The organism is Streptomyces sp. NPDC097619 (genome assembly GCF_040302735.1).
Lineage (GTDB): Bacteria > Actinomycetota > Actinomycetes > Streptomycetales > Streptomycetaceae > Streptomyces.
In genome coordinates this window covers 1-12,655 of sequence record NZ_JBEOSD010000203.1, presented here as the reverse complement: position 1 = coordinate 12,655, position 12,655 = coordinate 1, and the positions used below count along the sequence as shown (strand labels likewise).

General features: G+C 74.8%; 9 protein-coding genes. 5 read left to right on the top strand and 4 right to left on the bottom strand.

Annotated elements, in window-relative coordinates; translation table 11 throughout:
- The first annotated feature begins 123 nt into the window (after positions 1-123).
- Positions 124-678, top strand: a complete 555-nt coding sequence (locus ABTZ17_RS33430) for an NUDIX domain-containing protein (protein ID WP_352199562.1) — start codon at positions 124-126, stop codon at positions 676-678.
- A gap of 60 nt (positions 679-738) precedes the next feature.
- On the top strand, positions 739-1,593 hold the full coding sequence (locus ABTZ17_RS33425) for a DUF817 domain-containing protein (protein ID WP_352199561.1): 855 nt from the start codon (positions 739-741) through the stop codon (positions 1,591-1,593).
- Between the two features lie 11 nt (positions 1,594-1,604).
- On the opposite strand, the gene ABTZ17_RS33420 is transcribed toward ABTZ17_RS33425, so the two are convergent.
- Positions 1,605-3,947, bottom strand: a complete 2,343-nt coding sequence (locus ABTZ17_RS33420; RefSeq protein ID WP_352199560.1) for a glycoside hydrolase family 31 protein — start codon at positions 3,945-3,947, stop codon at positions 1,605-1,607.
- Between the two features lie 200 nt (positions 3,948-4,147).
- Here ABTZ17_RS33420 and ABTZ17_RS33415 point away from each other — a divergent pair, with 200 nt between their 5' ends.
- The gene (locus tag ABTZ17_RS33415; RefSeq protein ID WP_352199559.1) at positions 4,148-6,124 is read left to right on the top strand and encodes an acetoacetate--CoA ligase; all 1,977 of its coding nucleotides are present in this window, start codon (positions 4,148-4,150) and stop codon (positions 6,122-6,124) included.
- A gap of 46 nt (positions 6,125-6,170) precedes the next feature.
- On the opposite strand, the gene ABTZ17_RS33410 is transcribed toward ABTZ17_RS33415, so the two are convergent.
- Positions 6,171-7,490 (bottom strand): GntR family transcriptional regulator, encoded by a 1,320-nt coding sequence (locus ABTZ17_RS33410; RefSeq protein WP_352199558.1) that lies wholly within the window; start codon positions 7,488-7,490, stop codon positions 6,171-6,173.
- Positions 7,491-7,536: 46 nt separating this feature from the next.
- On the opposite strand from ABTZ17_RS33410, the gene ABTZ17_RS33405 reads away from it, so the two are divergent.
- Positions 7,537-8,841 (top strand): MFS transporter, encoded by a 1,305-nt coding sequence (locus ABTZ17_RS33405; protein WP_352199557.1) that lies wholly within the window; start codon positions 7,537-7,539, stop codon positions 8,839-8,841.
- A gap of 38 nt (positions 8,842-8,879) precedes the next feature.
- Positions 8,880-9,767, top strand: a complete 888-nt coding sequence (locus ABTZ17_RS33400) for a DUF8829 domain-containing protein (protein WP_352199556.1) — start codon at positions 8,880-8,882, stop codon at positions 9,765-9,767.
- A 152-nt stretch (positions 9,768-9,919) separates the two neighbouring features.
- On the opposite strand, the gene ptsP is transcribed toward ABTZ17_RS33400, so the two are convergent.
- Both ptsP and ABTZ17_RS33390 read right to left on the bottom strand, forming a co-directional pair.
- On the bottom strand, positions 9,920-11,590 hold the full coding sequence (ptsP, locus tag ABTZ17_RS33395; RefSeq protein WP_352199555.1) for a phosphoenolpyruvate--protein phosphotransferase: 1,671 nt from the start codon (positions 11,588-11,590) through the stop codon (positions 9,920-9,922).
- Between the two features lie 82 nt (positions 11,591-11,672).
- Positions 11,673-12,119, bottom strand: coding sequence for a PTS sugar transporter subunit IIA (locus ABTZ17_RS33390; RefSeq protein WP_352199554.1), 447 nt, complete (start codon positions 12,117-12,119; stop codon positions 11,673-11,675).
- Positions 12,120-12,655 lie beyond the last annotated feature (536 nt).

Genomic DNA, 12,655 nt, shown 5'->3' with positions numbered 1-12,655 from the left:
CCGATCTGCCCCGGTATCGGGAAGGGGCGGGGCGGGGAGAAGGCCCCGCGCAGCGGCCCCCCACCCCCGAGCCGCACCCCACCCGCCCCCAACACCCGCCCCCCACACCCCCCTTGGCATACCATCCCCCTCGTGTCAGCACCCACGAAGGACTCGCACTGCTCCACCTGCGGAGCCCCCTACCCCCCGGACGCCCCCTGGCCCCGCCCCTGTCCGGCCTGCGGCACCACCGCCTACCGCAACCCGCTCCCCGTGGCGGTGGCCCTCCTCCCGGTCCTGCCGGACCCGGCGGCCACGCCGACCGCGCCCCCCGCCCTGGTCGTGATCACCCGCACCATCGAGCCGGCCCGGGGCCGCACCGCCCTGCCCGGCGGCTTCATCGACCACGGTGAGGACTGGCGCGCGGCGGTGGCCCGCGAACTCCGGGAGGAGACCGGCATCGAGGCCGACCCGGTCGAGGTGCGGCTCGCCGACGTGCTCAGCTCCCCGGGCGGCCACCTGCTGGTCTTCGGTCTGCTCCCGCCCCGCCCGCTGGAGTCCCTGCCGCCGCCGGTGCCCACCGACGAGACCACCGGCTGGCACCTCCTGCACGCCCCCGCCGACCTGGGCTTCCCCCTCCACACCCAGGCCGCGGCCGCCTGGTTCGCCGGCCACTACCGCGACCTCCCCACCCCCTGATCCCGGCGGCCGTCACCCCGGGCCCGGAACCACCGCCGCCCCCACCCGCGTCCTGCCGGCATGCGCCCCAGCCTCCGCCCCCTCCGGCCCCTCGGCCCACCCCTGCGCGGCCTGCTCCGCTTCGGTGTCCTGGAGGCCCGGAGCTGCGCCTTCGCCACCGCCCTGGTCGGGGGCATCGCCGTGTCCGCCCTGCTGCCCCCGCTGCCCGTGGCCCGGTACGACCTGCTGCTCGGCTACGGGATCCTCCTCGCCGTCCTCGCCCGCCGGCTCGGCTGGGACGGCCCCCGGGACACCGCCGTCCTGCTGGGCTGCCACCTCCTCGGGCTCCTCTTCGAACTGGCCAAGGTGCGGCTCGGTTCCTGGAGCTATCCGGAGGCGGCCCTCACCAAACTCGGCGGCGTGCCCCTGTACAGCGGATTCCTGTACGCGGCCGTCGGCAGCTACGTCTGCCGGGCCTGGCGGCTGTTCCACCTGGAACTGCACGGCTACCGGCCCCGCGCCACGGTCGTGCTCGCCGCCGCCGTCTACCTCAACTTCCTCACCCACCACTGGCTCCCGGACGCCCGCCTGCTGCTGGCCGCCCTACTGCTCGCCGCGACGGCGGGCACCCGGGTCGGATTCACCGTGGACGACCGCCGGCTCCACATGCCCCTCGCGCTCGCCCTCACCCTGATCGGCTTCTTCCTCTGGGTGGCGGAGAACGCCGCCACCTACGCGGGGGCGTGGAGCTACCCGCACCAGCTGGACGGCTGGCAGCCCGTGCCCCTCGCCAAGTTCGGCGCCTGGGCCCTCCTGATCAGCGTGACCTTCACCCTGGCCGCCCACGCGCACACCCGCCCACCGCGCCCACCGCGTCCTCCGCGCCGTTTCCGCCCGTCCCGCCCGCGCCGCCCCACCCGACCCCACCCCACCTGACCCACCGGCGTCTACACCCCCCGCACCCGTACCGGCAGGTCCAGCGGGAGCCCGTTCTCCCGCTCCACCACCACCTGCCCGTCCCGCCAGCGGGTGACCAGCCGTTCCGGCTCGGCCCGCACCCAGCCGTCGCCCGGGTCGCGGACCAGCAGCCCGCCGCCGGTCCGGCCGAGCGCCGGCGCCCACACCTCCAGCTCGGGGGAGCCGTCCGCCCCGCGCACCGGCAGCACCGACCCGCCCCGCGCCAGCACCGGGATCCGCCCCGGCGGCGCGTCCAGCAGCACCTGCCCGGGCCCTTCGTGGGCCTGCCCGGTCGCGGTGTCGTACCAGCGGCCGCGCGGCAGCCGCACCGCCCGACGGTCCGCCCCGCACTCCAGCACCGGCGCCACCAGCAGGGCGTCACCCAGCAGGAAGGCGTCCTCGCAGTCCCGCAGCGCCCGGTCCTCCGGCGCCCCCCACCACAGCGGACGCACGTACGGCGCCCCCGTCCGCCGGGCCAGGTGCGCCAGCGAGACGAAGTACGGCACCAGTCGCTCCCGCTCCACCAGCACCTCCCTGGCCCGTTCCAGCACCTCCGGACCGAACTCCCAGGGCTCCCGGCGCCCCGCCCACACCGCCGAGTGCGTCCGGAACAGCGGCAGGTACGCCCCCAACTGGAGCCACCGCAGGTACAGCTCGGGGGAGGGGGACCCGCCGAAGCCGCCCACGTCCGGACCCGAGTACGGGATCCCGCACAGGCCCAGCCCCAACGCCAGCGCCAGCGAGGCCCGCAGCCCCGGCCAGCTGCTCTCCACGTCCCCCGACCAGGTGCCCCCGTACCGCTGGAGCCCCGCCCACCCCGACCGCGAGAACAGGAACGGCCGCTCCGCCGGGCGCAGCCGCACCAGCGCCTCGTACCCGGCGCGCGCCATCGCGAGCCCGTACACGTTGTGCGCCTCCCGGTGGTCCCCGCCCGCCCCCTCCAGCGCGTGCCGCGCCGATCGCGGGAGCGAGGAGTCCCCGAACGGGGCGAAGGACACCGGCTCGTTCATGTCGTGCCAGATCCCGGAGAAGCCGCGCTCCAGGCGCTCCGCGTACCGCTCTCCCCACCAGGCCCGTACCGGCGGATGGGTGAAGTCCGGGTAGGCGCACTCCCCGGGCCACACCACCCCGCGGACCTCGCGCCCCGCCCCGTCCCGGACGAACACCCCCTGCGCCCGCCCCGACTCGTACAACGGGTCCCCGGGCTCCGCCCGCACCGCCGGGTCCACGATCGACACCAGCCGCACCCCCCGCGCGCGCAGTTCCTCCGCGAGCTCCGGCAGCCGGGGGAAGCGCTCCTCGTCGACGGTGAACACCCGGTGCCCCGCGTAGTGGTCGATGTCCAGGTGCACGGCCGACAGCGGCAGCCCGTGGTCCCGGTACCCGTCCACCACCCTCCGCACCTCGGCCTCGCTCCCGAACCCCCAGCGCGCGTGCTGGTAGCCCAGCGCCCAGGAGGGCGGCACCGCCGCGGCCCCGGTCAGCGCCGACCAGCCCTGCAGGACCCGGGCCGGGGTCCCCACCAGCACCCAGGCCCGCAGCGGCCCCCCGTCCATCCGCAGCTCGCAGGAGCCCGGCCGGTCCGGCCCGGACCCGGCCCCCTCCTCGCCCTCCCGCAGCGTGACCCGCCCGTCCCAGGTGCAGTCGTGGAACACCAGGTGCGTCCCGGCGTCCGCCACCACCAGCTGCACCGGCATCGTCAGGTACAGCGGATCGTCCCCCGGCCCGAACCCGCCCTTGGGGTCGGTGTTCCACAGCCGGTACTCGCCGTCCCGCAGCCGCGGCCCCGCCGCCCGCCCGCCCAACCCGAAGAACCGGGCGTCCGGCGCCACCTCCGCCCGCTGCACCCAGCGCGCCGCGCCCTCCCCGGACACCGGCTCCCACCAGCGCGGCGGCAGCTCCCGGCGCAGGACGGCACCCCCCGGGGTGCGGACCTCCACGGCGCCGTTGCGGGACACCGCCACCGTCACCCGCTCCGACACCACCCGCCACCCGCCCCCGGTGTCGGGCTCCAGCACCGCCCGCGCGTCCGCCTCCGGACCTTCGCCCGCCAGCCCGTACGAGGGCAGGGGCGCGGCCCCGTCCCAGCCCCAGAACACCGCCCCGCCCACCGTGACCCGTACCTCCAGCACCGACCGGGCGAAGGTGAGCACCCCGCCACCGGGGCGCGGGTCCGCGCCGGTCAGCGGACCGGGCACCCGGGCTCGCTCCGGACCGCGCCGGGGCAACCCCGCCGCATCGGTGCGGTACCGGCGCCAGGCCGCGCGCCAGGCGCTCCGTCCGCGCGCCGTCCCCAGATCCTTCACCGCACGTACCAGATCACGACCGTCCATGGTGATCACCCTGCCACCGGCACCGGGCCGGAAGGGGGCCGTTCAACTGTCGTTCACCCACACTCCGACCGGTTCCGCCTGTGGCCGGCGACTCTGGTGCGGGAGACGATCACATGGCATCGTCCCTGTGAACCGTCGCGCACCACCCCCCGCGCGACCCGACCGCCCGCACCACCGCGCCGCACCCCGGGAGCAGAGCCATGACCCCAGCCACGCCGCAGCCCCTCTGGTCGCCCGGACCGGAGCGGATCGCCGCCGCGGCCGTGACCCGCTTCCAGGACTGGGCGGCCGAGCACCACGGCGCCCCCGCCGAGGGCGGCTACCCGGCCCTGCACCGCTGGTCCGTGGACGAGCTCGACACCTTCTGGCAGGCCGTCGCGGAGTGGTTCGAGGTCCGGTTCACCACCCCGTACGAGGAAGTCCTCGGCAGCCGCGCCATGCCCGGCGCCCACTGGTTCCCCGGCGCCACCCTCAACTACGCCGAGCACGCCCTGCGCGCCGCCGAGGACCCGGCCCGCGCCGGAGAACCGGCCCTGCTGTGCGTGGACGAGACCCAGGAGCCCGTCCCCGTCACCTGGGCGGAGCTCCGCCGCCAGGTCGGCTCCCTCGCCGCCGAGCTGCGCGCCCTCGGCGTCCGCCCCGGCGACCGGGTCAGCGGCTACCTGCCCAACATCCCCCAGGCGGTCACCGCCTTCCTCGCCACCGCCGCCGTCGGCGCGGTGTGGACCTCCTGCGCCCCCGACTTCGGCGCCCGCAGCGTCCTGGACCGCTTCCAGCAGGTCGAGCCCGTGGTCCTGTTCACCGTGGACGGGTACCGCTACGGCGGCAAGGAGCACGACCGCACCGCCGCGGTGGCCGAGCTGCGCGCCGAACTGCCCTCGCTGCGCGCCGTCGTGCACATCCCGCTGCTGGGCACTCCCGCCCCCGAGGGCACCCTGGAATGGTCGGCGCTGACCGTCGCCGACACCGAGCCGGTCTTCGAGGCGGTGCCCTTCGAGCACCCGCTGTGGGTGCTGTACTCCTCCGGCACCACCGGCCTGCCCAAGGCCATCGTCCAGTCCCAGGGCGGCATCCTCCTGGAGCACCTGAAGCAGATCGGCCTGCACTGCGACCTCGGCCCCGGGGACCGCTTCTTCTGGTACACGTCCACCGGCTGGATGATGTGGAACTTCCTCGTCTCGGGCCTGCTCACGGGCACCACGGTCGTCCTTTACGACGGCAGCCCCGGCTTCCCGGACACCGGCGCCCAGTGGCGGATCGCCGAACGCACCCGCGCCACCTTGTACGGCACCTCCGCCGCCTACGTGATGGCCTGCAAGAAGGCCGGGGTGCACCCCTCCCGCGACTTCGACCTGTCCTCCGTCGGCTGCGTGGCCACCACCGGCTCCCCACTGCCCCCGGACGGCTTCCGCTGGCTCCACGACGAGGTCGCCGAGGACCTGTGGATCGCCTCCGTCAGCGGCGGCACCGACGTGTGCAGCTGCTTCGCCGGAGCCGTCCCCACCCTGCCCGTGCACATCGGCGAGCTCCAGGCCCCGTGCCTGGGCACCGACCTCCAGTCCTGGGACCCGGCCGGAAAGCCGCTCGTCGACGAGGTGGGCGAACTGGTCGTCACCAACCCGATGCCCTCGATGCCGACCCGCTTCTGGAACGACCCCGAGGACGCCCGGTACCGCGAGTCGTACTTCGACACCTACCCCGGCGTCTGGCGCCACGGCGACTGGATCACCCTGACCGGCCACGGTTCGGTGGTCATCCACGGCCGCTCCGACTCCACCCTCAACCGGCAGGGCGTCCGGATGGGCTCGGCCGACATCTACGAGGCCGTGGAACGCCTCCCCGAGATCAAGGAATCGCTGGTCATCGGCCTGGAGGAGCCGGACGGCGGCTACTGGATGCCGCTCTTCGTGCACCTCGCCCCCGGGGCCGCCCTCGACGACGCCCTCCGCGACAAGGTGAAGCGCACCATCCGGGAACAGCTCTCCCCGCGCCACGTGCCCGACGAGATCATCGAGGTCCCCGCGGTGCCGCACACCCTCACCGGCAAGCGCATCGAGGTCCCCGTCAAGCGCCTCCTCCAGGGCACCCCCCTGGAGAAGGCCGTCAACATCGGCTCGGTGGACGCCCCCGCGCTGCTGGCCTTCTACGAGGAGCTGGGCCGCACCCGCAAGCGCTGACCGCGCCGACCGGGGCCCGCCCACCACGACTGGTGGGCGGGCCCCCTCAACCCCCGTACGTGTCCTGGGACTCGCCCAGCACCCGCGCGAAATCCGCCGCCAGCCGCTCCGCGTCCGCGGCCACCAGGTCCGCGGTGGTGATCCGCACCCCCGGCGGCGCGGCGATCCGGAACCGCTGTCCCGCCGCCACCCACCAGCCGTGCGTGCGGAGCCCGTTCACCACCGCCGACTCGTCCCGCACCGGCACCCACACGTTGAACCCGCTCGCGCCGAACGCGGGGATCCCGTACCCGCCGAGCGCGTCGACGAGCCCCTCCCGCCGCCGCGCGTACGCCTCCTCGCCGCGCGCTACCAGGGCCCGAGCCTCCGGATCCGTCATCACCGCGGCCACGGTCCGCTGGAGCAGGTGACTGACCCAGCCCGAGGTCAACAGCAACCGCCCGTCGTGCCGGGCCAGCGTGGTCGGATCACAGGCCATCGCCGCCCACCGCAGGTCGATGCCCAGATGCTTGGAAGCCGTACGGATCTGCGCCCAGCGCGGCAGCCCGCCCGTGGTCAGCGAGTGCGACGGCACCCCGGACACCGCGGCGTTCGCGTCGTCCTCCACGACCAGCACCTCGGGGAAGTCCGCCAGCACCGCCAGCAGCGCCTCGCGGCGCCCGGCGGTGAACCGGGCCCCGGTCGGACTCTGCGCCCGGGGCCCGCACACCAGGGCCCGGGCCCCGGCCCGCAGGGCGCGGGCCAGCTCCTCGGGACGGATGCCCTCCCCGTCCACCGCCACCGGCTCCATGCGCAGACCCAACGCGGGGACCAGGTCCAGTAGATGGTGGAAGCCGGGGTCCTCCACGGCCACCGCGTCCCCGGGCCGCAACTCCGTGGAGAGCAGCCGCGCGACGCAGTCCAACGTGCCGTGCGCGAAGGTCACGTGCTCCTCGGGCACCCCGTCCGCGGCGAACCAGGCCCGGGTGGGCTCCATCAGCTCGGGCAGCCTCGGGGTGCCCCGGTGGGAACCGTGCACCGGCCGCACCGGCCCCGGCGGGACCAGCACCGGCAGGAAGGCCGGGTCGGCGTGGCCGCCCGACAGGTCCCGCACGCCGGCGGGCACCCGGGGCGGCCTGCGCGAGCCCACCGCCGGGGCCTCCGCCACCACGGTGCCGCCGCGCCCCCGGGTGACCACGATCCCGCGCTGCCGCAGCTCCTTGTAGGCCGTGGCCACGGTGCCCGGACTCACCCCCAGCTCGTCGGCGAGGCGCCGCACCGGGGGCAGCGCGGCACCGGGCCCGAGGGCCCCCTCGGAGACCCCGCGTTCGACGGACGCCGCGATCTCCCTGGCGGTCGTCCCCATGAAGGAATATTGTGTTGCCACGTAATCAACTATGTATCAATACAAAATTTTCGTCAAGGGGGACCCCATGCGCATCACCGAACGCGCCAAGGAACGGAGAGCAACACTCCACGCCCGCATCCCGGGCGGCGTCGACGGCCGCCGCCTCCTGCTCATCGCCTTCGTGGACAAGACCGGCACCGGACTCTGGACCGGCGCCTCCGTCCTCTACTTCCTCACCGTCGCCGGACTCGGCATCGGCGAGATCGGCGTCCTCGTCGCCGCCGCCGGAGCCGCGGGCATCGCGGGCGCCCCCCTCGGCGGCCGGCTCGCCGACCGCGTCCCCCTCACCCGCCTGCTCCCCGTCCTCCAACTGCTGCGCTGCCTCGCCGCCCTCGCCCTCCTCACCACCCACGACTTCACCCTGCTCCTCCTCTACTCCGCCGTCGGCAGCCTCGCCGACCGCGCCGCCAACGTCCTCACCAAGCTCTACGCCGCCCGGGTCAGCGGTCCCGACCGCGTCCGCTACCAGGCCGTCCACCGCACCGCCACCAACCTCGGCTGGGCCGTCGGCGGCCTCACCGCCGCCGCCGTCCTCGCCGTGGGCACCGCCTCCGCCTACCGCATGCTGCTCATCGGCGACGCCCTGTCCTTCCTCGCCGCCGCCGTCCTCGCCCTCCGCTGCGGCGAACCCCCGTCCCCCACCCGCGTGGTCACCACCGCCCACCCCGAGGACGGCAGCGCCCCCGAAGGAGAGCCGGACCCCGCGCCCAGCCCCTGGCGCGACCGCCGCTACCTCCTCTTCACCCTCACGGAGACCGCCCTCTACCTCGACGACGCCGTCTTCAAGGTCGGCCTCCCGCTCTGGGCCGTCCACGCCACCGAAGCCCCGCCCGGACTCATCCCGCTCGTCCTGGTCCTCAACAACGTCCTCGTCGTCCTCCTTCAGGTCCCCCTCGCCCGCTTCGGCACCACCACCGACGCCGCCCGCCGACTGCTCCGCCCCCTCGCCGCCACCCACCTCCTCGGCTGCCTCGCCCTCGGCGCCGCCGCCTACGGCGGCCCCTGGACCGCCACCGCCGCCCTCTGCCTCGCCGCCACCGCCCTCACCTTCGCCGAGATGGTCCACTCGGTGGCCTCCTGGGAACTCTCCCTCGCACTCGCCCCCGACCTGGCCCAGGGCGCCTACCTCGGCGTCCACGGACTCTCCACCGCCGCCCAGCGCAGCGCCGGCCCCCTCGTCACCACCGCCGCCACCGCGGCCGGCCCGCTCGGCTGGGCCCTCCTCGGCGCCGCCCTCGCCGCGACCTGCGCCGCCCAGGACCGCCTGGTCCGCTCCGCCCTCCCGAAGGACCCGCTGTCAGTCCCCCCGATTACGGTGAGTGAGCACTGACCACACTCCGCCACGCGCGGACCATTCGGGGGGACCCCATGACGCCCACCACCCACACCCAGCACTCCGCACGCCTGCGCCGCACCCTCCGCCGCGAGGTCCCCGGCACCGTCGGCCTCCTCACCGACCCACGCGACTTCGCCGCCATGACGGGCTACCGCAGCTTCCCCTTCCGCGACGAGGACTGGCCGTCCTACCTCGGCCACCTCGACGGCCTGCTGAAATCCCTCCGCGGCCAGGGACTGCACACCACCGTCACCCTGTTCGACCCCGACGACTACGCCGCCTGGTGCACCGAGACCGGCGCCGACCCCGACACCCCCGCCGCCCGCACCCGCTTCACCGCCCACCTCGCGGCCACCGGCACCGCCCTCCCCTATACCGGGGAACCCCTCGACACCCTCCTGCCCCGCCTGGTCGACGCCGCCGTCCGCCAGGCCACCTGGGAGTACGCCACCCTCCTCCTGGCCGGACTCGGCCCCTGCGCCGAATGCGGGGCCGACATCGGCGCGGACGCCCTCGACCGCGCAGGGCTCCTCCTCGACGGCCTCCTCACGGGCGCCGGCCCCGGCCACCACCACCTCGTCTGCAGCGTGCCCGCCGAACGGGAACAGCTCGTCGCCCCCCACCACACCGGCGGCGGCGCCCGCTCCCGCCTGGAATTCCTCAGCGTCCTCGCCGCGGGCATCGCCCTCGACCGGCCCGGGGGAGTGGTCCTGCGCACCAGCGGCGAGGGCGGCCCCGACCGGGTCCACGGCTGGCGGCTCACCGACGGCGCCCTCACCCCCCTGACCGCGGCGGAGGTCTTCGACGCCTACTGCACCGACGCCGACTCCGGGGACCTGCTGCCCCCCGAGCCCGGAGTCACCTACTGCGCAGGCTTCCCCGTCGCCGATCCGGGCCCCCGGCACGGCCATCACAGGTGACCGAAGCCCACGCGAATGGGGCCGGTAGTCCCCCCGGCGGGGGCCCCTCGCCTCCCCCCGGAAACGCCGGAGGGGTCCTCCGCCACACGGGCGAAGGACCCCTCCGGGCCCGGGTCCACCGGCCTGCCGCCAAGAAGGCCGGTGGCCGGAGGTCACTCCCCGGACAGCACCGCCTGCGCGGCCAGCCGCGCCTCTTCGGCGGAGTCCGCGGCACGGGCCGCGGCCGCGGCCCGCTCGCACTGGGCGAGCGTGTGCTTCGCCAGGGCGGCGCGCACGTACGGGATGGACGCGGCGCCCATGGACAGGCTGGTCACGCCCAGACCGGTCAGGACGCAGGCCAGCAGCGGGTCGGAAGCGGCCTCGCCGCAGACCCCGCAGCTCTTCCCCTCGGCCCGGGCCGCCTCGGCGGACAGGGCGATCAGGTCGAGCAGCGCCGGCTGCCAGGGGTCCTGGAGCCGCGACACCGCACCGACCTGCCGGTCGGCGGCGAAGGCGTACTGCGCCAGGTCGTTGGTGCCCAGCGACAGGAACTCGACCTCCTGGAGGATCGAGCGCGCCCGGAGCGCGGCGGAGGGGATCTCCACCATCGCGCCGAACTTCGCCTGCAGCCCGGCCTCGCGGCACGCGTCCGCGAAGGCCCGCGCGTCGGCGCGGTCGGCCACCATCGGGGCCATGACCTCCAGGTACACCGGGAGCCCCTCGACGGCCTTCGCCAGGGCGGTCAGCTGCGTGCGCAGCACCTCCGGGTGGTCCAGCAGGGCCCGCAGACCGCGTACGCCGAGCGCCGGGTTGGGCTCGTCGGCCGGGGTCAGGAAGTCCAGCGGCTTGTCGGCGCCCGCGTCGAGCACGCGCACCACGACCCGGCCCTCGGGGAAGGCCTCCAGCACCTTGCGGTAGGCCTCGACCTGCTTCTCCTCGGACGGCGCCTTCTTGCTGTCGTCCAGGAACAGGAACTCGGTGCGGAACAGGCCCACGCCCTCCGCCCCGGCCTCGACCGCGGCGGGCACGTCCGCCGGACCGCCCACGTTCGCCAGCAGCGGCACCTTGTGACCGTCGGAGGTGGCGCCCGGACCGGAGGAGGCGGCCAGCGCCGCCTTCCGCTCGGCCGCGGCGGCCGTCAGCGCGGCCCGCTTCTCCTCGCTCGGGTCCACGAAGATCTCACCGGTGCTGCCGTCCACGGCCACGACCGTGCCCTCGGCCAGCTCGCCGGCGCCCGGCAGGGCCACGACCGCGGGCACGCCCAGGGCGCGCGCCAGGATGGCGCTGTGGCTGGTCGGCCCGCCCTCCTCGGTCACGAACCCGAGCACCAGCGCCGGGTCCAGCAGCGCGGTGTCCGCCGGCGCCAAGTCCCGCGCGATGAGCACGTACGGCTCGTCGCTGTCCGGCACGCCCGGCATCGGTACGCCCAGCAGGCGGGCCACGATCCGGTTCCGGACGTCGTCCAGGTCGGCCACCCGGCCGGCCATGTACTCACCGGCCCCCGCGAGCAGCTCGCGGTAGGCGGCGAAGGCGTCGTACACCCCGCGCTCGGCGGTGCTGCCGACCGCGATGCGGCGGTCGACGTCGGCCATCAGCTCAGGGTCCTGAGCGATCATGGCCTGGGCCTCCAGCACGTGCTGGGCCTCGCCACCGGCCAGCTGGCCCCGCGCGATCAGGTCGGCGGCCACGGCGTCCACGGCCTGGCGGGCGCGCCCCTGTTCGCGCTCCGCCTCCTCCGCGGCGATCTGCTTGGCCGGCGGCTCCAGCACGGCCGTACCCATGTGCCGAACCTCGCCGATCGCCACACCGTGGCTCACGCCGACGCCTCGCAGCGTTGTCTCCATTTCACCCGTCTCCGATTGTGCGGCGGTCACAGCGCCGCGATGGATGTCCGATCCCGCCGTCCGGGGGGACGGCGCAGGGCGCTCAGGCCCAGCTGAAGAGCGCGTCCCCGGCCTTCACTTCGCCCTCGACGAGGTCGGAGAGGGCGTCGGCGGTCGCTTCGAGCGCGACGATCGGGCAAATGGGGGACTTGCCGGCGGCCTCCACGGCGGCCGGGTTCCAGCGGATCATCGCCTGCCCGCGCGTCACCGTGTCGCCCTTGTTCACGAGGAGCTCGAAGCCCTCGCCGTTGAGCTGGACGGTGTCGATGCCGAGGTGCGTGAGCACGCCGTGACCGGCCTGGTCCACCACCACGTAGGCGTGCGGGTGCAGGGAGACGACCACGCCGTCGACGGGCGCCACCGCCTCGGAGGGCTCGCGCACGGGGTCGATGGCGGTACCGGGACCGACCATCGCGCCGGAGAACACCGGATCGGGCACTGCCGCGAGTCCGATGGCCTGCCCGGCGAGCGGTGACGTCACGGTGGTCATGGATGGCCTCCCAGGGGTGGGGCGTTCGACGTGTCGCCGTCCGCGTCCTGTACCGGACGGCGTACTCGTTGAGAAGGGTAAGTCATGAGAAGTCCCGGTTCCGCCTGATGTGTACCAGTCGGGCGGTGACCCCGGGACTAGTGGACTAGACCATACGCCTGAATCGATTTGCCCGCGCACCACGGGCCCTGTACTGTCTTAAGTCCCGCCTGGCCGGTCCACGTGAACACCGCGTGAACACCACGCCGACGGGCAATCCACTCTCCACACCGAAGTCGATCTCGGTCCACTCCGCATGTCTGCGGAAACCACGTGGTCCGGGAGCCGGAATTCCACTGGTAGAGTCGGAGCCGCCGGAAAGGAAACGGACGCGAAATCGGTCGGGACCGGAAAGGCGCCGAGGAAATCGGAACGGAAACGGTCTGATAGAGTCGGAAACGAAAGAACGAAGGAAGCGCCCGGAGGAAAACCCGCGAGGGTGAGTACGAAGGAAGCGTCCGCACCTTGAGAACTCAACAGCGTGCCAAAAATCAACG